The organism is Bacillus salacetis (assembly GCF_003581585.1).
Classification (GTDB): Bacteria; Bacillota; Bacilli; order Bacillales; family Bacillaceae_B; genus Rossellomorea; species Rossellomorea salacetis.
In genome coordinates this window covers 1-24069 of record NZ_QXIR01000046.1, presented here as the reverse complement: position 1 = coordinate 24069, position 24069 = coordinate 1, and the positions used below count along the sequence as shown (strand labels likewise).

The 24069-nt window shown below is 44.3% G+C and carries 23 protein-coding genes; 11 read left to right on the top strand and 12 right to left on the bottom strand.

Annotated features, from left to right (window positions below; genetic code table 11):
- Positions 1-76 precede the first annotated feature (76 nt).
- The 4 genes from D3H55_RS22065 to D3H55_RS24640 all read left to right on the top strand — a co-directional run bounded on the left by D3H55_RS22065 (position 77) and on the right by D3H55_RS24640 (position 4336).
- On the top strand, positions 77-1828 hold the full coding sequence (locus D3H55_RS22065) for a sensor histidine kinase (protein ID WP_119549479.1): 1752 nt from the start codon (positions 77-79) through the stop codon (positions 1826-1828).
- Entirely contained in the window at positions 1813-2550 is a 738-nt protein-coding gene (locus D3H55_RS22060) for a LytR/AlgR family response regulator transcription factor (RefSeq protein ID WP_119549478.1), read from the top strand. The genes D3H55_RS22065 and D3H55_RS22060 overlap by 16 nt, the downstream gene beginning before the upstream one ends.
- Positions 2551-2735: 185 nt before the next feature.
- Entirely contained in the window at positions 2736-4187 is a 1452-nt protein-coding gene (locus D3H55_RS22055; RefSeq protein WP_119549477.1) for a carbon starvation CstA family protein, read from the top strand.
- On the top strand, positions 4187-4336 hold the full coding sequence (locus tag D3H55_RS24640; protein WP_168413222.1) for a hypothetical protein: 150 nt from the start codon (positions 4187-4189) through the stop codon (positions 4334-4336). The genes D3H55_RS22055 and D3H55_RS24640 overlap by 1 nt, the downstream gene beginning before the upstream one ends.
- 438 nt (positions 4337-4774) lie before the next feature.
- Here the strand turns inward: D3H55_RS24640 and D3H55_RS22050 are convergent, their stop codons facing one another.
- Positions 4775-5332 (bottom strand): REP-associated tyrosine transposase, encoded by a 558-nt coding sequence (locus D3H55_RS22050; protein ID WP_119549476.1) that lies wholly within the window; start codon positions 5330-5332, stop codon positions 4775-4777.
- A 372-nt stretch (positions 5333-5704) separates the two neighbouring features.
- Between D3H55_RS22050 and D3H55_RS22045 the strand changes: the two genes are divergently transcribed.
- The gene (locus D3H55_RS22045) at positions 5705-6613 is read left to right on the top strand and encodes a ketopantoate reductase family protein (protein ID WP_119549475.1); all 909 of its coding nucleotides are present in this window, start codon (positions 5705-5707) and stop codon (positions 6611-6613) included.
- A gap of 255 nt (positions 6614-6868) precedes the next feature.
- On the opposite strand, the gene D3H55_RS22035 is transcribed toward D3H55_RS22045, so the two are convergent.
- From D3H55_RS22035 to D3H55_RS22015, 5 genes are all read right to left on the bottom strand, one after another.
- On the bottom strand, positions 6869-7174 hold the full coding sequence (locus tag D3H55_RS22035) for a DUF4176 domain-containing protein (RefSeq protein WP_119549473.1): 306 nt from the start codon (positions 7172-7174) through the stop codon (positions 6869-6871).
- A gap of 169 nt (positions 7175-7343) precedes the next feature.
- Entirely contained in the window at positions 7344-7571 is a 228-nt protein-coding gene (locus tag D3H55_RS23900; RefSeq protein ID WP_136035779.1) for a hypothetical protein, read from the bottom strand.
- A 47-nt stretch (positions 7572-7618) separates the two neighbouring features.
- Entirely contained in the window at positions 7619-9067 is a 1449-nt protein-coding gene (locus tag D3H55_RS22025; RefSeq protein WP_119549471.1) for an LXG domain-containing protein, read from the bottom strand.
- 16 nt (positions 9068-9083) lie between these two features.
- Positions 9084-9362 (bottom strand): DUF5344 family protein, encoded by a 279-nt coding sequence (locus D3H55_RS22020; RefSeq protein WP_119549470.1) that lies wholly within the window; start codon positions 9360-9362, stop codon positions 9084-9086.
- Entirely contained in the window at positions 9359-9724 is a 366-nt protein-coding gene (locus D3H55_RS22015; RefSeq protein ID WP_168413221.1) for a YwqH-like family protein, read from the bottom strand. The genes D3H55_RS22020 and D3H55_RS22015 overlap by 4 nt, the downstream gene beginning before the upstream one ends.
- Before the next feature lie 345 nt (positions 9725-10069).
- On the opposite strand from D3H55_RS22015, the gene D3H55_RS22010 reads away from it, so the two are divergent.
- The 3 genes from D3H55_RS22010 (at position 10070) to D3H55_RS22000 (ending at position 13379) form a co-directional block, all read left to right on the top strand.
- Positions 10070-11485 (top strand): right-handed parallel beta-helix repeat-containing protein, encoded by a 1416-nt coding sequence (locus D3H55_RS22010; protein WP_119549468.1) that lies wholly within the window; start codon positions 10070-10072, stop codon positions 11483-11485.
- Positions 11486-11611: 126 nt separating this feature from the next.
- The gene (locus tag D3H55_RS22005; protein WP_119549467.1) at positions 11612-11968 is read left to right on the top strand and encodes a hydrolase; all 357 of its coding nucleotides are present in this window, start codon (positions 11612-11614) and stop codon (positions 11966-11968) included.
- 157 nt (positions 11969-12125) lie between these two features.
- A complete protein-coding gene (locus D3H55_RS22000) occupies positions 12126-13379 on the top strand; it encodes an ATP-binding protein (RefSeq protein WP_119549466.1) in 1254 nt (417 codons plus the stop codon).
- Between the two features lie 167 nt (positions 13380-13546).
- Here D3H55_RS22000 and D3H55_RS21995 read toward each other — a convergent pair whose 3' ends face one another.
- The 4 genes from D3H55_RS21995 to D3H55_RS21980 all read right to left on the bottom strand — a co-directional run bounded on the left by D3H55_RS21995 (position 13547) and on the right by D3H55_RS21980 (position 15719).
- On the bottom strand, positions 13547-14479 hold the full coding sequence (locus D3H55_RS21995) for a manganese-dependent inorganic pyrophosphatase (RefSeq protein ID WP_119549465.1): 933 nt from the start codon (positions 14477-14479) through the stop codon (positions 13547-13549).
- A 194-nt stretch (positions 14480-14673) separates the two neighbouring features.
- The gene (locus D3H55_RS21990; RefSeq protein ID WP_119549464.1) at positions 14674-14904 is read right to left on the bottom strand and encodes an excisionase family DNA-binding protein; all 231 of its coding nucleotides are present in this window, start codon (positions 14902-14904) and stop codon (positions 14674-14676) included.
- 142 nt (positions 14905-15046) lie between these two features.
- Positions 15047-15370 (bottom strand): CHY zinc finger protein, encoded by a 324-nt coding sequence (locus D3H55_RS21985; protein ID WP_119549488.1) that lies wholly within the window; start codon positions 15368-15370, stop codon positions 15047-15049.
- A gap of 10 nt (positions 15371-15380) precedes the next feature.
- A complete protein-coding gene (locus D3H55_RS21980) occupies positions 15381-15719 on the bottom strand; it encodes an Mpo1-like protein (protein ID WP_119549463.1) in 339 nt (112 codons plus the stop codon).
- Positions 15720-15884: 165 nt separating this feature from the next.
- Between D3H55_RS21980 and D3H55_RS21975 the strand changes: the two genes are divergently transcribed.
- Positions 15885-16094 (top strand): hypothetical protein, encoded by a 210-nt coding sequence (locus tag D3H55_RS21975; protein WP_119549462.1) that lies wholly within the window; start codon positions 15885-15887, stop codon positions 16092-16094.
- Positions 16095-16203: 109 nt separating this feature from the next.
- On the opposite strand, the gene D3H55_RS21970 is transcribed toward D3H55_RS21975, so the two are convergent.
- Positions 16204-18906 (bottom strand): tetratricopeptide repeat protein, encoded by a 2703-nt coding sequence (locus tag D3H55_RS21970; protein WP_119549461.1) that lies wholly within the window; start codon positions 18904-18906, stop codon positions 16204-16206.
- A gap of 302 nt (positions 18907-19208) precedes the next feature.
- Between D3H55_RS21970 and D3H55_RS21965 the strand changes: the two genes are divergently transcribed.
- Positions 19209-19511: a DUF5634 family protein gene (locus tag D3H55_RS21965; RefSeq protein WP_119549460.1), complete on the top strand. Its 303-nt coding sequence runs from the start codon at positions 19209-19211 to the stop codon at positions 19509-19511.
- 43 nt (positions 19512-19554) lie between these two features.
- Here the strand turns inward: D3H55_RS21965 and D3H55_RS21960 are convergent, their stop codons facing one another.
- Complete coding sequence (locus D3H55_RS21960; protein WP_240628748.1) at positions 19555-20604, bottom strand: mechanosensitive ion channel family protein; 1050 nt, start codon at positions 20602-20604, stop codon at positions 19555-19557.
- A gap of 260 nt (positions 20605-20864) precedes the next feature.
- Between D3H55_RS21960 and D3H55_RS21955 the strand changes: the two genes are divergently transcribed.
- Positions 20865-23921, top strand: coding sequence for an efflux RND transporter permease subunit (locus tag D3H55_RS21955; RefSeq protein ID WP_119549459.1), 3057 nt, complete (start codon positions 20865-20867; stop codon positions 23919-23921).
- Positions 23922-24069: the final 148 nt, after the last annotated feature.

Genomic DNA, 24069 nt, shown 5'->3' with positions numbered 1-24069 from the left:
AAGCGTTCTTATTTGGTATAATGGGTTTATCATTTTGCGGGTTAATTCATTCAGCCTGTCCAAAGGAGCCTTCAACATGTTCGATCTTCTTTTTACCATGCTGGAGAGACTAGGGATCATCGTCACCATAGCTTTCATCTTAACGAGATTCCGTTTTTTCCAGAGCATGATCTATCAAGATAAATTACGGGGCCGGCAGGAAGTTGTTGCAATCCTGTTCTTCGGGTTCTTTGGTATCATCGGGACTTACTCAGGACTTGCCTTCAACACCGACACCCTTAACTTCAACCGCTGGGCAATGAACCTGGATGCTGATGAGGCAATTGCGAATTCAAGAGTCATCGGCGTCGTACTCGCCGGGCTTCTCGGTGGATACAGGGTCGGAATCGGAGCCGGCCTCATTGCCGGAATTCACCGTTTCACACTTGGGGGTTTTACCGATATTTCATGCGGCATTGCCGCCATTGCAGCCGGAATCATTTCAGGAATGTTTCACCAGCGGAATAAGCATGTCAAACTGCCCGCCGCTTTCCTGATCGGTGCCCTGGCAGAAACCATTCAAATGCTCATCATCCTCTTAGTGGCAAAACCTTTTGAAAAAGCGCTGACCCTTGTAGAAATGATCGGGGTTCCCATGATCCTGGCCAACGGAATCGGCTGTGCACTTTTCCTGTTGATCATCAAAAATGTTGTGAATGAAGAAGAAAAAGCCGGTGCACTTCAAGCTCAGAAGACACTCAGGATAGCCGATCAGACACTGGCCTATTTGCGTAAAGGGATGAATAACGAATCTGCCAAAGCAGTGTGCGAAATCCTTTTTAAAGAAATCAAGCCATCAGCGGTCGCAATGACAAATAAGACAAGTATACTTGCCCATACTGGCCTTGCCGACGATCATCACCGTGCCGGCAGCCCTCTTCAGACCCATATCACAAAAGATGTGATCCGGCTGGGGAAATTGGTGGTGGCGAATGACGAAACCATCCATTGTGTCAATAAGGACTGCCCCCTTGGTGCTGCTGTCATCGCTCCGTTAAAGCAGCGCGGCGAGACCATCGGCACGTTGAAATTTTACTTTTCATCAGAAAAAGAAATTTCAAACGTCATCCTGGAACTAATCTCAGGGCTGAGCGTCCTGCTGAGCAACCAATTGGAAATTGCCGAGGCCGATAAAGCCCTGCAGTATGCAAAAGAAGCTGAGATCAAGGCGCTTCAGGCTCAAATCAGCCCTCACTTTCTATTCAACTCCATGAATGTGATCGGCTCCCTGATCAGGATCGACCCTGCCCAGGCACGGAAGCTCCTGATTTCCCTTTCCAACTTTTTAAGGCAGAATTTAACGGGGACCACAGCTGAAATCACTTCGCTGGAACAAGAACTGAAGCATGTGAAAGCCTATTTGGCCATTGAAGAAGCGCGCTTTGTGGATAAACTGAAAGTCCAGTATGAAATTGACGAAAACACCCTGTCGCAAATGATTCCGCCCCTTACTCTCCAGCCGATTGTGGAAAACGCCATCAAGCACGGCATCAAAGATAAAAATGAAAACTGCGTTGTAAAAATCACTGTCGTCAATAAGTGGGCAGGGGTGATGATCACTGTGGAGGATAATGGACAAGGAATCCCTGCAGAACGACTGGCCATTCTTGGGGAAAACAGTCTCGAGTCTGAGACCGGAACCGGCTTTGCCTTATATAATATCAACCGCAGGCTGACCATGATGTATGGTGACAAGGCGGCATTGAAAATTTCAAGCGAAAGTGGTGAAGGGACGGAAATCTCCTTCTTCATCCCTGAAATGGAGGCATCACAATGGAAAAAGCAATAAAAGTCCTGGTCGTTGATGATGAACGTTACAGCCGGGATGAACTTAAACATTTATTAGGGGAGTATCCTTCCATTCAGGTGATCGGTGAAGCCGATTCAGGAGAAAGTGCCGTCCTGCAGACCATCCAGCATAGTCCCGAGGTTGTATTTCTGGATGTTGAAATGCCGAAGATGAACGGCATGGAAGCAGCGAAGTCCCTTCTTGAATTGAAAAAGCCGCCGCTGATCGTTTTTGCAACTGCATATCCACAATTTGCGGCAGAAGCATTCCGTTATGAAGCGGTCGATTATCTGCTTAAACCATATGATGATGAACAGTTGACCCAGACGGTGGCGAGAATTGAAAAACTCCTCCATCCCTCTGCCCAAACTGAATCTGATAATGTGCGGCAGCATGGGAAACTAGCTGTTGAAGGAGAAGGAGAAATCCTTTATCTCGATCCGGGTAACATCCTATATATAGCCCGTGAAGAAAAAGTATCGAAAATCATGACCAAAGCCAACGAGTATGAAGTCAAAACCCCATTGAAAGATCTGGAAAGCCGTTTGGCTGCCTTCTCTTTTTTCCGGATCCATAAGAGCTATATCGTCAACCTGGATTACATCACAAAGCTGACTCCCTGGTTCAACGGGGCCTATCAACTTGAAATCCAGGGACACAGTGAAAAGCTTTCTGTCAGCAGAAATTATGTGAAAGCCCTGCGGCAGAAGCTTGAGCTGTAACTCTTTAACGGACGCCCCTAAGGCGTCCTCTTTTCATGTAAAGGTTTTCATCCCTCTGCATCTTAACCCTCCCTGTTTACATCTTAATCCTCCATATCCGCATCTTATTCTAAAACTTCACCATTCCGCCACAATCAATCTTATAATCTATGTAAACGCATTCATAATCTTAAGGAGGATTTACCATGTATACATTTCTAGCCGGAATTGCCTTATTGATTGTTGGTTACTTTACGTACGGTAAAATTGTAGAAAAGATCTTCGGTGTGAACGAAGGCAGGACGACACCTGCATATACTCATAAGGATGATGTCGACTACCTCCCGATGAACACACCTAAAAACTCATTGATCCAGCTTCTGAACATTGCTGGTGTCGGCCCGATTTTCGGACCAATCATGGGGGCCCTGTACGGACCTGTTGCTTTCATTTGGATTGTTGTTGGATGTATCTTCGCAGGAGCGGTCCACGACTACCTGACTGGCATGATTTCCATCAGGAACCGCGGAGCCCACCTTCCAGAACTTGCAGGTAAATTCCTTGGTAAATTCATGAAGCATGTCGTCAATGCATTCGCAGTCCTCCTGTTATTATTGGTCGGTACCGTGTTCGTTTCAGCGCCTGCCGACTTGCTTTTCAACCTAATGGATGGCTGGGCTGCCATGGGCTTGATTCTTGGAGCGATCTTCATTTATTACATCCTGGCTACCTTACTGCCGATCGATAAAATCATCGGACGTTTTTATCCTATTTTCGGAGCGCTTCTTTTGATCAGTGCACTTGGAGTAGGCGGTATGCTTGTATTCACAGGAGCACCGATCCCTGAATTGTCCCTGTCTAATTTTCACCCTGACAATGCACCAATCTTCCCATTGTTATTCTTGACAATCTCTTGTGGCGCTTTATCAGGATTCCATGCTACACAAACACCAATCATTTCCCGGACTACGCAAAACGAGAACAATGGCCGGAAAATTTTCTATGGAATGATGATCGCAGAAGGAATCATCGCCATGATCTGGGCTGCCGCTGCAATGAGCTTGTTCGACGGCTACAATGGCCTGAATGATCTGCTGGCGAATGGAGGTCCTGCCGGCGTTGTCAGTGAAGCATCCACTCTAATGCTTGGAGCTGTCGGAGGGACACTTGCCATTCTTGGTGTCATCATCCTCCCTATCACATCTGGTGATACTGCATTCAGAAGTGCGCGCATGATCATAGCGGATTATTTCAACTTCTCTCAAAAGAAAGTGACAAGCCGTCTATGGATCGCACTTCCGTTATTCGCAATCTCATTTGCACTTACCAGGATCGACTTCACGCTTCTATGGCGCTACTTTTCCTGGGCAAACCAATCAACGGCCGTTATTGCACTGTTTGTAGGTGCGATGTACCTGTATATAGCTAAAAAAAATTATTGGATTTCCTTGATTCCTGGCACATTCATGCTGATGGCTACGACAACCTACATCTTGAATGCACCTATTGGCTTCGGCATGGCCCTAAGCACATCTTATATCGGAGCCGCTGCCATTTCTGTAATCCTGGTAGCAATCTTCTTCATCGCAGCTAAAAAAGCAAGAGCCAATAATATCCCGCTGGAAGAGGACATCTCAAACTGGAAGCCTGCAGCCTGATGGGCTTCTGCAGTCCAAACTACCGGAAAACAGTTAATGAAAAAGAAAAGCAGGTCAATGAGGAAGGGAAAGATACTCTTTCCTTTCCTGTGAAACTGGCTTTGTTTCTAACAGCATCCGTTTCCCTGCTTTCCATTATACTGATTTAACTTCAAAAGCCTGGAAGCTGATTTCTTTCCGGGCTTTTGGTTTTTACGGAGGCTTGTGCGTGTGCCTTTTGAGCCTGGCTCAGATTTCGCTTTTTGAGCCTGGCTCAAGTCTCGCCTTTTGAGCCTGGCTCAGATTTCACTTTTTGAGCCTGGCTCAGATTACGCCTTTTGAGCCTGGCTCAGATCTCGCTTTTTGAGCCTGGCTCAGATCTCGCTTTTTGAGCCTGGCTCAGATCTCGCTTTTTGAGCCTGGCTCAGATTACGCCTTTTGAGCCTGGCTCAGATCTCGCTTTTTGAGCCTGGCTCAGATTACGCCTTTTGAGCCTGGCTCAGATCTCGCCTTTTGAGCCTGGCTCAGATTACGCCGTTTGAGCCTGGCTCAGATCTCACTTTTTGAGCCTGGCTCAGATTACGCCTTTTGAGCCTGGCTCACTTAATTCATGAATAAAGGTTATCTTTTTTTAAGTTCATTTCTACGTAATGTTTATAAGTGTTTTTTGATCCACTACACATGGTATTTACAATTTTTTCACTAGTAACAATGGAATTTTCACTGGTTGATATGAAAACTTTATAGCTGCTCCAGGGATATTTTTCTGGTTTTATTACAAGTCCTGCTTTCACAGGATTCAAGTGGATGTATCTGCTGGTATCCATCATCTGCTTCCAATCCTTGATCACCTTGTCATTAAAGCGATTCTGGAACAGATGGCCTATACATTTATATTTATTATTGAAATATCTGGCATATAGGGAATGTATATAATGGATTATTGTTGAAGGAGAGTGCATTTCGGTTTCAATTAATAAGTGGATATGATTTGGCATCAGACAATAAGAGTGGAGTTTAAAGGGGTAACGTTTTTGTGCTTTTTCAAGCAGGTGAAGATAATAATGGTAATCCTCTCTTTCATGATAGATAAGATCTTTTCGATTTCCCCGCGCTGTAATATGATACATCGCACCTGGAAACCATGTTCTCTTTTTTCTTGGCATTCAATCTTCCTTTCTATTTTTTTGTCAAATTAACTATTCTTTAAAACCATTCAAAATCCTGCCCGGCTTTTAACTTTTAATTAAATTTAAAAGGCTGTTTTCGCATATATTGTTGCTTTCGGAAAAATCCCAGGTGCCGGATTTTTCCCCTGTATTCAAAGGTGTTACTATCGAAAAAGAATGAGCAGCTCTTTTCTATCCTGCTCACCGGGGTTTTTACGGCGATTTACCAGGACTCTATTTGAAATTTATAGTGAATAGCAACAAAGTTTACGAAAAGAGCCATTTAAAAAGACTTTTTAAATGTCATCTTTTTTTACCAGACACCACAGAAAATGCATTCCATTCCCAACCATAAGGAGGACAATACATATGAAGATATTAGTAGCAGGAGCCGGCGCGGTCGGCGGTTATTTTGGCGGACGTCTTGCAGAGAAAGGCGAGGATGTGACATTCCTTGTCCGGGAAGGAAGGAGGAACCAGCTTGCTGGTGCAGGTCTTTCAGTTCAAAGTGTTCATGGGGATTTCAAATTGATGCCCACAACGATCGTTGCAGGTGAGTATACCGCTCCATATGATGTGATTATTCTATCGGTGAAAGCCTATCATCTGGAAGCGGCAATGGAGAGCATCGAACCTTATGTTGGGAGGGAGACAATGATTCTTCCTTTGTTGAACGGAATGTCACATATTGATGCGCTTGTTGACAGGTTCGGTGAAAACAATGTTATTGGCGGCCTGTGTTTTGTTGAGTCGACCTTGACTTCACAGGGATATGTGAATCAAACCAGTCCGATTCATGACTTGGTATTCGGGGAACGGACTGGTGAGAAGACGGCACGAATCTTGAAGCTTGAGGAAGCCTTCAGTGGAACAAAAGCGAACTTCATCCTCGCTGAGAATATTGTACAGGAAATGTGGCATAAGTATCTGTTCATTACAACCCTTTCAGGTGTGACCTCTCTCTTTCGTTCGCCGGTTGGTCCCATCAGGGAGAATGAAACTGGCTTATCTTCAATCAATAATACTTTGGAAGAAACAGCAGCAATCATGCGGAAATTAGGGGCTCCGATAGCAAGGGATATTGAAGTTAAACAACTGGAGAAGCTGAACAGTATGGGCTACGAGATGAAATCTTCCCTTCAAAGGGATATGGAAAAGGAACTGGCTGTTGAAGCAGATCACCTATATGGGTTCCTGCTGGATAAAGCAAAAGAATTAAATATAGAGACACCTATGCTTCAAATAATATATGCCAATTTAAAGATATATGAAAGCTAACAAAGAAAAGAGCAGGAGAGCGCAATAGGCTCCTGCTCTTTATACAGTTTTGGTATCGGTTTTAAATACATTTCCGCCTTTATTTTCAGAAGGTATATGGAAATTATGTAATTTGCGATTGCGCTGATCAGATATACCGATATTTGATCAGGCAGGCTGGCATCCATTAATATGGCTGGAGTGTTAACTTCCATCGGGATTGTGCGCTGGTGAATCAGGATAGATGGGATCACTTCTCGATGCAGCAGTACTAAGCTAGTCCTCTTGGCCGGGATTTTCATCCGTTTTGTCTTTATTGATTTCTGATTCTACCTTTTCCCTCAATAATTCTTCCACAGGAGAGATTAACCCTTGATGCATGACCTCTTCTATCAGTTCCCGATTAAAAAAGACATTGAATTCGTCCGTAAGGTTGCCTTCGGGATAAGGGACAGCTATGTAATCAAATGTCTTCCTTGTCTTTTGCTGAAGTTGATGACGGCCGTAAATCATCACAGGTTTGTCTACATTTTTCAGTTTGACCACTGTTCCGATGGGAAGCAATTTTATCTTTTGATCCATCATCTAAAACCCCTTCTTTCTGAATTTTTTTAAATGAAAGTAAGCTTCTTCCAAGCTTTATTGTATAACGCGGGCATGAAAAGGACTAGGTGCAGCCGGGATTCCCATGATGAACGCCCCGGGTCCCCTTGAATCCCCCTGAAGTCTAACAGCCGTTCGTTCAGTTGATTTACACCTGCACTGATCCTCTCTTGAAAAATTTCGAACGGATCAACAATGCCCCCGCACAAGTTCCGTATATGAACAAGGCCATCATCGACAAAGGAAGGATCAAGGATGATAGTTCTTCTTTTGGAATCACCCATAGAAGCAAAACGGAGAACATAATCGTTCCACTGAGTCCTATAAATATTGCATAGAACAATAATGCGAAGCGCAATGCTTTCTTAAGTTTCATCTTATTTGTCTCCATTGGTTACCAAACCCCCGTTTACCATTTCTTATCTAATTGTCTTTCTCCAGACCGCCTTTGACTCCTACCCCGATACCCCAGGCTGCATAAATACTGGTTTCCATGCCGAATGATGCACTTGCCCCTGCGCTTCCCAAGGAGAAATCGACACCCACGTAAGGATCATATTCGATACCGAACCACTCTTCAAGAGGTTCATAACCAAAGAAGTTCAGAGGTTCCAGTTTCACCTCGACTTTTGCAGCGTTCACTTCTGCACCAGCACTGGCAGTATAATTTTCATAATTGACCTTTGCCTCACCCTGTCCAAAACTGAAATCAGCTGCAAGCGGAGAATTGTCATGTTTAAAACTCGACTTTGAAACACCTGCCTCGGTTTTCACTCCGATTTGCTGTCCATAAAGGAAAGCATCTCCCAAGGCTTTCGGTTTATAGGGTATTGAAGCACCCATCTTGCCGTAGAGCACCCTTTGGTCCACAGTATCAGGAATATCATCCATATATCCGGTATCTACTATGGATCCATAAAGCTTACTGCTGCTGGTTCCTTTTTCAGTATCGGCATCAAATACAGCACCGGCATTGCCAATCCCGTCGCTGCCCATCATATCTTCTCCGGAGGTCCCATAACTGATGTCACTGCTTGCAGGCCGCGGGCATGCACCATAGGGAGTCTCGGCAGTCCCTTCCCCAAATGCAAGGCCGCTGCTGGAAGTGCTCTTTTCTCTTAGCATCATTAATTGTTCCAATGACTCATATTCACTGGAAACCGTAAGCTTGAACATAAGCAGCCTGTTGGCACTCATCCTTGCCTCCAAGGTATTCATGAAAGGATGGCGGTGAAAAGAATCATCCAGCTCGCTTCCGGTATAATTGTCAACGCTGAGCTTTCCGCTTTCAAACATCCCCTTTATTTCATAAATATACCGTTTCATAAGTTGAATGTCATGGTCCACTGTATCCAGGGCTTTCGTTTGATGATTATCAAAGGATGTCAGTTCTTCCATTGTTTTCGTAATCTCTTTATGGGCCCTTTTCACATCGCCGGTGAATTTGTGATTTTGTACCGCCGGGATATGAACGATATCACTGATGGATGCCAGTGCCCTATTGCTTTCACTAACCAGGTCTGCAGTATGGGATTCCGATTCATTCAATCCGGTTGTTAACTCCCCGTCAAGGAATGATTGATGTATGAAACCATTTGAATCTGATTCCAATTCGGTTGAGGCTGCCTTACACGCTGAAAGCACCTTTTCATAGTTCAGTAGAGAAAGAGTATAAAATGTAAGGAAGGTACTGTGCATATCACTGTAGAAGCTCCTGACCGCTTCCCCGCCCTGACCGCTGAAAGCATCCGATGAACCGGCAAAGGCATCGACAGCCTTCTGAATCTCCCTAACCTGTTCTTTTTGTTTTTCCAGCTTATTCTGCAAGTCTTCTAAACCGCTATGTAACGAGTGGTTGTCAAAAATCTTCATCCTTTTGTTTACCCTCCTAACGCAACCTGATGGAAGCAGAGATATCGTCGTCTGTTTCTTTGAAGTCCAGGATCGCTTTTCTCGCAGAATGATTGTTTTCCATCAAAAGACCCTTGTACACTTCGCCTACTTCCTCCAGCAGGATATTTATTTCATTCAATCTGTTCACCATATCCAATTGATTGGCGGAAGCCGTATCTTTAATAAGCGAGGGGTCAAATGACTCAGCCGCAGATTGGAGGGTGCTCAATATCTCATTGATTTCCCCGATGCGGATGATTATATCAGTATTCATGCCCTTCCCTCCCTCTGGTTCTCCCTTTCCATCCGCTCGCGTTCATTGGCAATACTCGTTTCCAGGGAGTTAATTTCAGCCTGAATGGTTGTGACCTTGTCTTCTATCATCGTAACGGCAGTATCCATTTGTGAATGGGCGATATCTTTATAGGAAAAGTCCATATCTTCACGGGCTTCCACAAACCTTCGGGCTGATTCTCCATGCCAGGTTGAAGAACTCAACTCCGGAGTCTTTATCTTAGGCTTATACTGAAGAAATTCACTTTGCAGGCTATTGATCGAGGAGTGTGCATTCCTTAATCTGATAAGGTTCTCTTTTTTCTCATTGAGATGAAAAAGCAAATAGGATATATACGACAAGGGATCCGACCTCCTTATATATAGGGGAAAACATTACAAGAAAAGATGAAAATCACAATGGCAAAAGTGGAAAATTTGGCACAATAGAGGTAAATTCCCTCATAGTTCATTTTTCATATACCCCTGCAAGCAATGCCTAACCATATTTATGCCATTTTTCTTAAAAAGCGGCTTCGTTTCCCGAGAATATCCCGGACAAAGTCCTTCCGGATGCCGCATGGACTATATTAAAAAATCTCCCAATACAGTTTTTTTCCTTTTAAAAAACAATTGAAAAAAATCAACCAGTGTCCAGGCATAGTTTAATAGAAATCATAGAATAGTAGTGAAGGAGGATGATGAATTATGGCTATTATAGTAAATCCGGGTGATTCCATTCAGGCTGCGATAGACGAAGCCAGCCCCGGAGAAACCATTTTGGTGAATCCAGGAACTTACACTGAAGATGGACAGCAGATGGGGGCTTCACTTATCAGGATAGATAAGCCATTGACTGTCAGATCAACTGAAGGCGCTGAGGTAACGATTCTGAACGGCGCCAGTTCAACAGAAAGATATTATGTCGTAGACATTGCATCGGATGATGTAATCCTTGAAGGATTCACCATTACTAACCCTGATTTTCTCGGCAGTGCAGATGCCTCTGGAGTTGTTACCAGCGTATCAGGAGAATTTCCTTACTCAAATATTGAAATCAGGAATAATATCATCACGGAAATCGGAAATCCTGCCAGGGCTACAGTAGACTTTGGCTCGTTTGGAATCAATGCCGGACCAGTAAACAATCTGAGAGTGGCAGGAAATCGCATTTTCAATATTGCACATGATGACCCTGCGGGATGGGCTGTCGGTGTTTTTGTGTATGGAAATGATGCACAAGACCAGGCAGTGGATGTAACCATTGAGGATAACCAGCTTTATGACATCCGTACCCCGGGAGACATAAGTGAAGCGATCACAATGGGCGGCGATTCCAGGGATTTCATCATTCGCAGAAATAGAATTGAATCACCTGACTCACAAGCTGCTCAAGTGAAACGGGGGATCCGGACCTATTCGACAGCAGCCGGTCCCGTCGAAATTTCAGAGAACACAATACGTGGAGCGTCCGATTTTGGGATGAGACTGGCTAATCCTGCAGCTCAAACAGTTATTAACAATAGAATCCTTGAAAACAGAATTGGGATTTATATTGCTTCTGCTGTCATTCCGCCAGAAATTCATTCCAACACTTTCAGCGGAAACACAGAATATGGATTATTCAACGCAACCGATGTACCTGTCATGGCAGAAAACAATTACTGGGGGTCGATCGGAGGACCGAACTCACCTGGTGCCGACAGTATTGGCGGAGGGCCAGTCGATTTTGTTCCTTTCCTGCAGGTGCCCCCAGGAGTCAGTTTCGTTACCACAGGGCCGATCGCGAACCGTCCGCCTGCTGCACGCCCGACAACTCAGCTGTTCGTCGTCATTGAGAATCTGAGCAATGTAACAGAAACTGTACAGATTCAAGGCTATTACCTGACTGACACTCAGAATTTGTATGTACTGGAGCAGAATACGCTGCCTCCGGAAAGTTCTCCGGGTTCAAAGATCACCCGAACGTATTACGCAAATTTCGATGAGTTTGAATTCCGGTTCTTCCCTTCCAATGAGAGAGTCCTGATCTCAGTATGGGGATTGAATGCAGCTGGGCAGATTGTCTGTCCTCATAGACTGGTAAACAGTGAATTGACCAATATTGCCGGGGATATTATATGATTGCAGACAAGAGTCCGCTCACTGAAGCGGACTCTTGTGTTTACGATAAATGTCAGACGGATATCGTTTAAGCCTGCTCCAAAAGAGGTATTCATACATATATACTCATATACAGGAGGCAGGAAAATGGATAAGAAACTATCGTATTACGTAGATATGAGAAGCGGGGATATCCTGGAGGAGCCTTCATTTGAAGAAAGTGCAGGGCTGCATATTCTGGCAACACCAGAGGAAAGGACCGAGCTGCAGAAATGTTTCGATGATAACTATGATGATGATGTGGCTACGTTTTTCCGCTCGCATATTCCATTTAAGCAATATCATGACGATCCGCAGGATGCCAGTTATGACCGCTCCATGCAGAAGATCTACGCAATGATATACAAACTTGGGGACGCGGAGACAAAGGCCCATATTCAAAAAATCGGTGTTCTTGATGAGCATAAACCGCATGTGCGTGACGATATTGAAAACTTGAAATAACAACACTGCCCGGACTGAATCACAGTCCGGGCAGTGTTGTTTATTGATTACTAAAATAAATAATGATTGTTCAATCGGGCAATGCTTGGTATTCTAAAAGGCAGGTATTGTAACTTTTGAAATACTATTAAGGAATTCGATATATGGAGGATGGTCCTTGATAATTTTAATCAAAACATTATTGGTCAATATCACCATCTTGTTTTCATTTACATTCAATGCAAATATCTTTTTTCCCTTTCAGCCCTTGCATAAGCTTCAGCTCAAACAAAAAATAGCCTATGGATTGATCGGCTCCATAGGAGCATTGTTTTGCATGTTCTACCCTATTGAAACCTTGGGAGAGACTCATTTTGATTTGCGTATGATTGCCATCATGATTGTGACCCTGTATGGCGGGGCGCTTTCCGGCAGCATTGTATTGCTGGTAGTATGCCTCATTAGATTCATGATCGGCGGCCCATTCCTTATTATAGGCATAGCTGTGTCGGTCATTGCTTATTTCATATGCATAGCATCTCAGCGGTCCTTTTTCAGAACCCCGCATAAGCTGCTTGCCAGTACGATAATATTGACCGTTTATTCCGTTCTTTATATCACTATCATTTATATATATGTCAGCATGCTGAACCTTACGTTTTATATCATTTACTTCGGTGTGTTCTATCTTACATTCCTCTCGCTGGTGCTTATCATTGAGAGACTGAGCAGAACGAATAAACAAATAGAAGAAATGGTTTACCTTGATAAGCTGAACATGGTTGGACAAATGGCTGCTTCAATTGCCCATGAGATAAGAAACCCCCTTTCAACTGTCAGAGGATTCATCCAGCATCTGAGTGAGGATACTGAAGACGAAAAGCTCAAAAGATTCTCCCCGCTTATCCTTGATGAGCTGGATCGTACAAACAAGATCATCACAGATTATTTAAATGTCGCCAAACCGGAGAAATTTCAGCTGGCGGCCATCAACCTTGCGAACTTGATTCAATCATCTGTCGATTTGCTCAAACCGTATGCAGCATACTCCAATACATCCATCACTTTCGATACGGATAGTGACTATTATATCCAGGGGGATGAACATCATTTAAAACAGGCAATCATGAATATCATCAAAAACGGTATTGAGTCCACCGAACACAGGCGTGGAACTGTAAAAATCGAAACCGGTCACGGAAAGACTCCAAACTCTGTTGAAATATGCATAAGCGATGACGGCGCGGGAATGACACCAGATCAGCTGAGCAAAATCGGCCTCCCCTTTTACACGACCAAATCGAAAGGAACCGGGCTGGGCAGTATGGTCACCAATAAGATCATCAGGGAAATGCACGGCAAGATAGAATATGAAAGCCAGCTTGATAAAGGGACACTCGTACGGATCCTGCTGCCTTTGTATGAAAAATAAAGCAAAAGCGGACTTTGATGAAAAAGTCCGCTTTTGCTTTTGGATGATTGGACGGATGGCACCGCTTCCCTTGTGTGGAGTAATATCTTTTTTTGATGTACTCCGTTTCCGGCTTATCGTTATTACCTTAGAAAAAAGCCGGCAGATTGCAGCTGCCGGCTTTTCAATTACATATTTTTCAACGTTTCTGTCAGCACAGGCACAATTTGTTTCTTGCGTGAAACAACGCCTTTCAGTACTGCTGTGTTGTTGTTTAGTGTTACATTGTACGCCTTCTCTACAGCTTCCGTTTTGCTGCCGATTGCCAGTGCAACAGAGTCGCTGTTCAGGATGTCAGTTGTCACAAACAGGAACAAGTCCAAGCCTTTTTCAGAGACCGCGTTGGAAATGGCATCCTCCAATTCACTTTGACGCTGGAGGACTTCATCCGTATCAATCGCATTCACCTGTGCCACTTCCACTTTATAGCTGCCCATCTGGAATTCCTTTGCATCCAGGGAAATCAAGTCTGCAGACGTTTTATCGCCAAGGCTCGCGCCTGCTTTAAGCATCTCAAGACCATACTCATCCGCATTCACCCCTGCAATTTCAGCAAGCTCGCGTGCTGCCTGTACGTCTTCTTCCGTGCATGTTGGGGATTTGAACAGCAGGGAATCGGATATGATCGCCGACAGCATCAGTCCAGCCATCTCCTTGCTGATGTTCAATCCTTTTTCTTTGTAGATTTTGTTGAGGATTGTCGCTGTGCACCCAACCGGCTCGGCACGATAGTATAAAGGATCGCTTGTTTCAAAGTTTGCGATTCTGTGGTGGTCGATGACTTCCAGGACTTTCACTTCATTGATATCATCAGCGCTTTGCTGGCGCTCATTGTGGTCCACAAGGATAACTTCCTCAGCCTCGCCTGCAACCTTTTCAACAAGGCGCGGTGCTTCCACTTTGAAATGGTCAAGCGCATATTGGGTTTCGCCATTGATTTCCCCCAGGCGGACAGGTTCGGCATTCATGCCTAATTGCTTTTTCAGGTCGGCGTATACCAATGCAGAACAAATCGTATCGGTATCGGGATTCTTATGACCAAAGATCAATACTTTTTCCATGATGACTCTCCTTTTTATATACATTTTTTATGTAGTCTTAAATTCACTAGTGAAATCATAACATACGACAGTATTTTATCATATTTGATGGCTGTTTTCGCATTTTTCTACTTGCAGCTTCTGATTACGTGAGCGGGATGCGAGGCTCCCGGAACAGACGATGGATCTATCCCTGGAACAGCAGCCCCATCACTCTAATCTTCATCTTTTATATCGGGATCTTCGGGGATCGGTTCATTCTGCCATTGCTCAAACATCTTGCGGTATGCGTCCATCTGTTCATGATAATTTTGGAAATTCCCCTTGTTGACCAGGTACTGCTCACCATCATGGACAGCTTTAATCTTTTTCTCTTTGATCAAAGCTTCAACATACATTTCGGGCAGTGAGAGATAATCTGCAATTTCTTTTACAGTCAAATACATGAAATCACCTCTCTAATAATTTTTTCAAGACTCAACCCTTTATATTATTTTAACATAACCAGGCTAACGGGAAAGAAAACCTTCATCGGCCTCCCATCCCTTGTTAAGAGCAAAAAAGATTGGAGCCTGAGTCCGCTCCAATCTAAATTTCAAAATATAAGTCATAATGAAGCGCGCATCCCGGGTTGAAAGAAGCAGCACATTCAGGACAACTTGATCTGCAATCCATATATTCAGCAATGGACAGTTCATGCCCGCAGGACCCGCAAAGAACGGCTTTTTCTTGTCTTTCCTCTCTCCCCCAAACCTCTGAAGGATGTCCTGCTGACTCTTTGTGACACAAGTGACATGGATAATAGGTGTTGCAGCATTTGAATTTAATGGCGATGATGTCTATTTCACTATGATAATGCCTGCATCTCGTCCGGGAATCCAAGTCCACGCCCCGCACTTCATGCCCTTTTATGATTACCGCGTTATTTTGCACTTGTTTTCAGCTCCGGATTCTTATCAAGTTCCTTTTGAAGCTGGCCAAATAAAATCAGGCGGTACATGCGGAAATCGGCCCGCAATGACCAGACGGGATGGCCAAAGGTAGCAGGTTTGTTGCCCTCGATGAAAAAGTGGCTTATCCATGCAAAAGCATAGGCAGTCACCGGTGCCAATAAAAGAAACCAAAAATTGAGCGTGAATACAGCTAGAAGGACAAATACAAATACAAAGCTTGTCCCAACGAAATGCCAGGCCCTTGTTGAAGGTTTGCTGTGCTGAGACAAATAAAACGGCCAGAATTCCTCATAATTCTTAAATTCCATCTTCCTCCCCCTCCTTCATAAGCAGTTACCTTATATATTCGTTATAACAGCTCACTTTCCTTTTCAATGGAAATATTCATTTGCCTTCGCTGATCATTATACCAAATGTATAACAAGAATAGCCTGCCATCCGAAAACGAATCCTAAGGAAAAGGAGATGAAACTATGCCGAATGAAAAGCAAAATCTGCACTCAGAGACAACTCCCCATTTTGACGGCAAAAATGAAACGATCGTCAATGACAGCACCGGAGCCCAAATGGGGGTAATTGCAGATACCCAGCAAGATTTCGCCCGTCAGCAAGATTCCTTTCCTGTCGAACTGAAGGAAGACAAAGGGATGAAAAAGCTTGGCTCGCTTATAAAGGGAGACTGATTCTTTGCTTGTATATGGTACAAAGTCTGTTGTTTGTGCCTGATTCACTTCTTTGTACCAGAGCTGGCTAATAGAAAAACATGACCGGGCCTGGTCATGTTTTTCACTTTTATGCATTTACATCCGCAAGTTCGGAATGAACATTGTTTCGGTACATTAACTCAAGCTGGCGTTGCTTCACCATGTAAATGGTCAATGGATCTTTCACTAGTTCAGGGTTTGCCTTGAGAGTGCTTAATTCAAACTCATTATCGGCAATTAGGTTCTTGGTTTCTTCGGAGGTATGTTCCAATTCAGCCAAAGGACCGCGGAAGAAGATTGCGACATCCCTCTCGATGGACTGCTGGAAAAGCTGGAACTGTCCCATGAACCTTTTCATTACAGCCTGGGCAGTATCTCCGTAGCTTTCGCTTTCAATGAACCTGGTGTATTGGTTGAGGAGCAGCTGTTTATTCTGTCCGATTGATCCAAAAATTTTCCCGACGCTTTTCAACAGAACTTGTGAAGGGTTGCGGCGGAGCAGAATATTGAGATCGTCCTTGAGGACCTTGCTTGTCATCCTGTCAGCATCACGGCGCCAGTCATTCAGGACCTTGAAATCGCACTGCAGTTCAAGGCGTTCATGCCGGTACATTGCGTTGAAGCTGTCACGCATTTCTTCAAGGTACATCCGGCCGTTATCCAGCTCTGCTTTTGAAAAGGCAATCCATTCCTCAAGATTCCGCTGAAGCTGCGGCATTGCTTTATCATTCAAATATGCTTCAATCCGTTTATTCATCTCATCATTCAGCGATAAATGAAGCGTGCGGAAATCACTGTCCTCTTTGACAAATCCGGCACATTCCCTAAGCAGAACCGGGATATCCTCCAAAATAGTATTTTGCACATCCGTTGTCTTTTCAGTGAACGCAGCCTTTATGGCATCGCCTTTTTCTGCTTCGAGATCCTTCAGTTGCAAATAGGCACCGTTCAGTTTCTTTTCCATATCCTTATTCCATTGGACGGAGTCGATAAGATTATTTTCTCTGTCCACTCTTTGACGCAGTAAGTCCCTCAGAATATCTTTGACGAAGAACAGGAGCTTGCCCGTCCGTTCAGATTCAGAAGGGGATTTGAAATGCAAACGCGCAATGGCTCTCAGATCGTCTAGTGAATAAGCTTGGAAAACATCAGCATCAGGAAAGTACTTTCCAATCAGTGATTTCGTTTCTGCTATTGTCTTTTCCTGCACTCTTCCCTGCTTTACAGATAACAGCACATTCACTTTAAGGTCAGGCGTCTTTTCCTTGACTGCCACCAGTCCTTTGAAGATACTCTCTGTTAAGCGCTGTTCACCATCAATGACATATAGAATGCTGTCGGCCATGTTTAACACGTGGTCTCCCGTTACATTTGAAGCCAGCATAAAGGCAAGCCGGTTTTCCTCCATGAAAACTGCCGGCTGTTCCTGCTGAAGCCAGACTGTCCCCGGCTGGCGGAGAAGCATGGATTCCTCTTGAAATTCCTCTATGCTTTCCATGGCGTTGATTCCATTTTCTGAAATCCTTTTATACTCTGATCTGCGGTCATTTTTTATCAAAACAGGTGTGGAAGGTAATTCAGTCAGGACATTCCCTCCTGCAGCACGATTGATCAAGGATAATACCTGTTCCTCAGATGAGCCAGAGACTAACAGGCGATGGACCTTTGTATTCTTTAGTTCCCCGGTGATCCATTGATGTCTGCTGTCGATTGTCACATCATGATGATTGGTCCACTCGGATATTTCATTTAAAAGTCCCATTACCTTGCTGAATCCATTTGTGCTTGAGCCGGCTTTGCTGATGAGTTCCCTGGACTTCCGGGCTGCCCAGCCATCAATGCTCTTAGGGAAGATTTCATCCCATGAAAGCAGGGCTGAGGCAGCAAGGGCAGCATGATGGGAATCTGTAACCTTGATCCAGGCCATTAAAAGGTTTGGGACAATAGGAGCCAGCTCTTTCACTAAGCTCCGGCTGTCCATCAGCATCTCATATGTTTCTTTATAGAGCGCCGGCAGTTCCAGCCACCTTTCCTCCCGCTTCACCTCAATCTCCAGGATCAGCAGATTGACCTTTTCAATCCACTCCTCATACATATCACTTTCCCTGTAACTCTCCCAAAGGGATGCTGCAGTCTGTTCAAATAACACCTTATCAATTGCAGAAAGTGTATATAATCCTTCCATAAAGTAGCCAGGTGTAATATCCCTTGCAACCCCTGCGTTAATATATCCTTTTAAGGCTCCAAACCAGTGGAGATCCTCTGTACGTATCGCTTCATTCACCGCCAGCTCCACTGCGCTGTGCCAATCCATGTTTTCCTCAAAGAAACTCTGGGCAATGGACGTCAGGTCAGGATAGTCCGGATTCATTGAAACGGCGTTCTTGATCACCGCATCCGCACTGCTTAAATCCCCCTGTTTCAAATAAAGAGAGAACAACTGAAGCGCAATCTCTGCTTTTAATGATGGACAATCCGTCTGAACCGATTTATAAACCTCTTCGGCCGTAGAGAACTGATCCAATTCAAAAAACGCATCCGCCGTATTCTTCTGAGCCCACCCTGATAACTCATTGTTGATATTTTCCCATTTAAAGATCGCCGCTTCATAATCTTTATGATGAAAGTAGACCTCGCCTTGCGCAAACCGGATAAAGGACAAATCGTAGACGTCCTTTTGCTGTTCTGCAAGGTAAGAATCCCCCAGTACGGCAATGGGGTGATTGTTATCATTCTCGGCCAAGAATGTTTTATAGAATGTCTTTTGTATGTATTGTTCGTTTGTAATCATGACAAATCCTCCGCTGAGTATATTACTTTTAACCCTGTATATACTTCTCCATTATCTTTATTCTAACAAACTTCCGTGAAGGAAAGATTGCAATTTTACAACAATTTTTCAAGATTGATGTAATATTCCTCCCTGTTCACCGATTACTGTCCGGATGTTTAGCCATCTGCCGGCAAACACTTGAAAACCTCTGATTTATTTTCATTCAACCGGGTTAGCATGACTTACCAATATATCTGGTGGTTATTTAAACTGATTCCATCCATATTAAGAACAAACACCTGAAGAAAGGAGGCAGAATCATGGCGTTTTTATCACGAGAGCAATTAATCAATGACCTTCAAACCGCGTTCCCATCACTGATGGATGACTATAAACTCGAAAATATCGGTATCTTTGAAGAAGAAGGACAGAAAGATCAATATTACCTTGGCTATACAGCCAGAAAAGATGGCAAGGCTTATATGATCCACCTTCCATATAAAAAAGATCATGACGGGGGATTGGAACCGTCATCAAGTCAATGGACGATTGAATCAGATGATCCCGGCACTATTGACACATCAGGGTATGAAAGTTTGGAGTCGGCTTTCAGGGGAATTTAGCAGCATGAGGGAGAGGAATTTATTGAGCCATGCTTAGGCTGAACTACCAATCTTCCCCCTCAGTCTCCCTCAAAACCGGCGCCATATCCACGCCATTATCAGCAAAGATGCTGGCTGCGGCATGACGGAGTTCACTTTCAACCTGTTCTTTTATTTGAAAGTTGGTGACCGGGATCACCACGAGGAATTCCATCGCCCTGTATTTGAAATCAACAAGCCTGATATCAGGGGGAGGATCATCGAGAATTCCTGCAGCATTTTCCCTGATTGCCTCAACAGCCTTCATCAGCATATCCTCAACCATCTTGGTATCCATTCCATACCTTACTTTGACTGTCACTTCTGCACTCATGACAGCACTTGAACGGTTCCGGATGATTTGTTCGATGAAATATTGATTAGGGACTATCAATGTTCCTTCTTTAGCGGTTCTGACTATCGTCGATCTCAGCCTGATTTTTTCCACCCGCCCATTCTTGCCATTGATTTGGATTACCTCCCCCACCTCGATAGGCCTTTCGAACAGGATGATGACACCTGAAATGAAGTTCCCCGCTATATTGCGCATCCCAAAACCAATACCGATGCCAAGTACACCAAGAACGGCGGCAATGGCTGAAAGATCCAGGCCGACTGTTGTCAAACTGATCACCAGTGCCAGAATCATGACAGCATAATATATGATTCTATTAAATGTGTAGCCAAGACCGCTGTCGATTCCGTAATATTCATAAGTCGGTTTCAATACATACTGTGTAGCGATTTTGACCAGCCTGTGTGCCAATGACACAATCATGAAGGCAACGAGGATAAGGAAAACCGATACATCCACTCCACCTTGGGAATACAGCGTATAGGTAAGCCAGTCCTCTCCCCAAAAATAGAAGAGAAAAAGCAGTAAGGCTCCATAGAAACTAAGCCAATTAAGGACTGTACGGGCTGTTGCTGTAAAGCTGCCCTTCCATGCCGGCCTTTGCATCTCGACGTACACAGCGGCCTTTTTTAACAAGAAGTTTCCAATCAAGATCAATGCCAGAAATCCAATGAACCACGCAAGGTTTATTTCAGATAACTGGTTAAACAGCCTTTCCATCATTTCATTCACCTGACTTTTACCAGAATATGTTCCTCTAGATTCATTACCCCATTCTCTTTCATGCAATCTTCCCCGCTTATACGGCTGAAGTCTTAGTCACTTTATGTCTCTGGCTCGATTTGTAAATTTATTGAAAAGGTTACACTGTTACAGGAAGGATTTACCTGCACTAAAGGGAATCTATAGTATCGGCCAAGGAATTGGTTCTACAGTCCGGCAGGTTAAACAGTATGTTTATCAGAAAAAGGAGAGATTGTATGGGATTGGTCAGGTTCATTGTTCAGAAAAAGATTTTGGTGGGATTAATCTCCGTGCTGGTCGTCCTGCTGGGCAGCTATGCAGTCAGGGAGCTTGATAAAGAGCTGATGCCGCCGATGCAGATGGATGGGGCTTATGTCGATGTTCAAGCCGGTGAAATGTCAGCAGCAGAAATCGAGCGCACCATCACCACGCCGCTGGAACAAAAACTGCAAGGACTGGAGGGTGTGGAGAAGATTCAATCAACAACGAATATTGGCAGTGCATCCCTTCAGTTAACTTTTACAAGGGGAAAAGGCGAAGAAGTTTTTAAAGAGGTTGAGTCGATTGTGAACTCTTCTTCTGGAGATCTTCCTGGAATTGAAGATATTGTTTCTGGACAGTATGGCGGGAGCCAAAGCTATGAATTCTTCCTGGATATCTCACGTGGCGGGATGGAAAAGATGACAGCTTTCGCTAAAGATGTCCTGGAACCACGCCTTGAGGAACTTCCTGAAGTAAGGGATGTAAAGTTGTCTGGAATGACCGAAAATGAGGTGAATATTGAGTTTAATCGGGATGAAGTGACCAAACGCGGCTTGGATATCAATCAGCTGGCCGGTGTTATAAGCGAAGCCGGCGGTGAAGCGACTCTAGGTGAATTGAGCGCGGATACAGACTCTCCTTCCCTACGCTGGAATACCAAACTGGATAGTGTTGAAGATGTGGAATCCATTCAAGTTCCGACACCTTCAGGGTACATTGATTTAAAAGAAATTGCGGATACCACATTACAGCCTTCACAGAACTCGTCCTTTGTCTGGAAAGACGGAAGCAAAGAGCTGATTTTTGTTGAAATTGGACGGGTGCCGGGTGCGACGCAGATTGAAATGGCCGATGCAGTCAGGGCTGAAATTGAAAAAATCCGGGAAGAAAATCTTGTCTCAGGTTTTGAGCTGAATGAAATGGTCGCACAGGCGGATTACGTACAGGACTCCATAGATGGGGTGACGAGCAATATCTTGATTGGTGCCGCCATCGCCTTTGCCATACTGCTGATTTTCCTTCGAAACATCAGAGCGACTGTGATCGTGGGCGTTTCCATTCCAACCTCTGTCCTTTTGACCTTTGCTGCCATGTGGCTGTTTGATTACAGCCTGAACATGCTGACATTGATCGGCCTTGGACTGGGAATCGGGATGATGGTCGACTCCTCCATCGTTATATTGGAGTCCATTTATAAGAAAAAGGAAGAAGGGCTTCAAAGAATGGAAGCGGTCATCCAAGGGACCAAAGAAGTTGCTTCCGCTGTCATCTCTTCCATGCTGACAACCATCGTTGTGTTTTTGCCGATCGGGCTTCTTGGAGGGGAAATGGGGCAGTTCATGATCATGCTCTCTGCTGTGGTCGCTTTTACCCTTATCAGCTCTGTACTTGTTTCATTTACTGTAATCCCTGCTCTTTCCGAAAACTTCTTAAAAACGGGAAAAAGAAGGAAGGAGAAGAAAAACGGACGAATCATGGCGGCCTACAGCGGGCTTATTTCCTGGACAGTGAAGAAAAAACGCCACAGTTTTGCTGTCATCTCAGCATTCTTCCTGATGTTTGTCAGTTCCTTGTTCCTCGTGACGAAAATTCCCATGACCATCATGCCGGACGTTTTCAACCGTTACTCCGAACTCATGATTAACATGGAAACCGGGATCAGCACCGAGGATAAAGAAAAACTGATCGCTGAAGCCACAGAAGAACTTTCATCAATCAATGATGTGGACACAAGCTACATGATGGATAATGGCAGTGCCTTGTACACTATTATTAATATGACCAAAGAAGAGGAAATCACAACTGAACAGAAAGATGTCAATGCGGAGATTTTCAAAAAACTCCGGGCACTGGAAGAAAAATATCCTGTTGAAAGCGTGCAAAGTGCAATGGCAGCAGGCGGCGGCTATCCTGTGCAGGTAAATATTGAAGGCGAAAGCTTCGATGAACTCAAGGCTGTCTCTGCAGATTTCATTAAAGAGTTGAAAAAGATTGATGGAATTGTCGGTGTGACAAATTCAATGGAGAATACTTCGCTCGAGCAGGAAATAGCCCTTAAAGAAGAGGAGATCAAAAAAGCCGGTTTAAATGATTCCGTAATCAAACAATTTATAAGTCAGGCATTCATTGAAAGGCCTGTCGGGGAAATGACCCTTGATGGAGAAAGAATCCCCTTGTCTGTAAAATGGCAGGAGAAAATTAATACCGGCAGTTCTTTATTGGATACGAAGATTTCCACTCCTCAAGGAGAGAAAAAGTTATCAGCGTTTATAGAACTTAAAGGCATAGATACCCCGAATGAGATCAGCCATGCGGATGGTGAGCGATATTTATCCGTCTTCGCAGATATTGAAGGAAAAGATCTTGGCACAGTCAACAGGGAGGTCCAGGAACTCATTTCCGACTTTGAAACGCCATCAGGTTATTCTTTGTCCGTTGCCGGAGACTTGGAACAGCAGCAGGAATTAATGAAAGAAATGCTGTTCATTCTCGGCATCGCTATTTTCCTTGTTTACCTGGTAATGGCTGTTCAATTCAATCATCTTGCCCACCCAATCATCGTCATGTCAGTCCTCCCGATGACGCTGGTCGGTGTCATCCTGGGGCTCTTCCTTACTCAACGGGAGCTGAGTGTCATGTCAGGGATGGGAATTGTGATGCTGATCGGGATTGTCCTCAATAATGCAATATTACTGATTGACAGAACGAATCAGCTCCGCAATGAAGGGTACTCTGTAGAGGAAGCATTGATTGAAGCAGGCAGAAACCGTATCCGTCCTATCTTCATGACAACCTTGACGACAGTCGGCGGTATGCTTCCGCTTGCTCTTGCATCCGGAACATCCGGCAACTACCAGGCGCCGATGGCCACGGTCATCATATCAGGATTGATGTTCGCCACCTTCATCACCCTGTTATTGATACCGGCCGTTTACCGCTTGTTTGCGAGGATGAGCTTCAGTTTCAGCTTTAAAAAGAAACGAAGGAAACGATCTTCTCACGTTTTAAAAGAATCCGAGGCAGTCAGCTGATGCCGAACTGCCAGTGCTAAATTAGCAGAAAAGAAAAGAGCTGCTCTTTCTTTTCTGTCACTAAAGCCTTGGATACCAGAGGATTTGTTCAAAAAAACATCCTTTCCAGAACAGCAGAAAAACGCCCTTTCCATTAAAGGAAAGGGCG

Excerpts from the sequence above, each read along its gene's own strand:
- D3H55_RS21975 (WP_119549462.1), top strand. The coding sequence starts at position 15,885 with ATGCCGAATGAAAAGCAAAATCTGCACTCAGAGACAACTCCCCATTTT.
- D3H55_RS21990 (WP_119549464.1), bottom strand. The coding sequence starts at position 14,904 with ATGTATTTGACTGTAAAAGAAATTGCAGATTATCTCTCACTGCCCGAA.
- D3H55_RS22050 (WP_119549476.1), bottom strand. The coding sequence starts at position 5,332 with ATGCCAAGAAAAAAGAGAACATGGTTTCCAGGTGCGATGTATCATATT.
- D3H55_RS23900 (WP_136035779.1), bottom strand. The coding sequence starts at position 7,571 with ATGAAACTTAAGAAAGCATTGCGCTTCGCATTATTGTTCTATGCAATA.
- D3H55_RS24640 (WP_168413222.1), top strand. The coding sequence starts at position 4,187 with ATGGGCTTCTGCAGTCCAAACTACCGGAAAACAGTTAATGAAAAAGAA.
- D3H55_RS22065 (WP_119549479.1), top strand. The coding sequence starts at position 77 with ATGTTCGATCTTCTTTTTACCATGCTGGAGAGACTAGGGATCATCGTC.
- D3H55_RS22010 (WP_119549468.1), top strand. The coding sequence starts at position 10,070 with ATGGCTATTATAGTAAATCCGGGTGATTCCATTCAGGCTGCGATAGAC.
- D3H55_RS21965 (WP_119549460.1), top strand. The coding sequence starts at position 19,209 with ATGGCGTTTTTATCACGAGAGCAATTAATCAATGACCTTCAAACCGCG.
- D3H55_RS21970 (WP_119549461.1), bottom strand. The coding sequence starts at position 18,906 with ATGATTACAAACGAACAATACATACAAAAGACATTCTATAAAACATTC.
- D3H55_RS21960 (WP_240628748.1), bottom strand. The coding sequence starts at position 20,604 with ATGGAAAGGCTGTTTAACCAGTTATCTGAAATAAACCTTGCGTGGTTC.
- D3H55_RS21980 (WP_119549463.1), bottom strand. The coding sequence starts at position 15,719 with ATGGAATTTAAGAATTATGAGGAATTCTGGCCGTTTTATTTGTCTCAG.
- D3H55_RS22035 (WP_119549473.1), bottom strand. The coding sequence starts at position 7,174 with ATGGATCAAAAGATAAAATTGCTTCCCATCGGAACAGTGGTCAAACTG.
- D3H55_RS21955 (WP_119549459.1), top strand. The coding sequence starts at position 20,865 with ATGGGATTGGTCAGGTTCATTGTTCAGAAAAAGATTTTGGTGGGATTA.
- D3H55_RS22025 (WP_119549471.1), bottom strand. The coding sequence starts at position 9,067 with ATGAAGATTTTTGACAACCACTCGTTACATAGCGGTTTAGAAGACTTG.
- D3H55_RS22060 (WP_119549478.1), top strand. The coding sequence starts at position 1,813 with ATGGAAAAAGCAATAAAAGTCCTGGTCGTTGATGATGAACGTTACAGC.
- D3H55_RS22005 (WP_119549467.1), top strand. The coding sequence starts at position 11,612 with ATGGATAAGAAACTATCGTATTACGTAGATATGAGAAGCGGGGATATC.
- D3H55_RS22055 (WP_119549477.1), top strand. The coding sequence starts at position 2,736 with ATGTATACATTTCTAGCCGGAATTGCCTTATTGATTGTTGGTTACTTT.
- D3H55_RS22045 (WP_119549475.1), top strand. The coding sequence starts at position 5,705 with ATGAAGATATTAGTAGCAGGAGCCGGCGCGGTCGGCGGTTATTTTGGC.
- D3H55_RS22020 (WP_119549470.1), bottom strand. The coding sequence starts at position 9,362 with ATGAATACTGATATAATCATCCGCATCGGGGAAATCAATGAGATATTG.
- D3H55_RS21995 (WP_119549465.1), bottom strand. The coding sequence starts at position 14,479 with ATGGAAAAAGTATTGATCTTTGGTCATAAGAATCCCGATACCGATACG.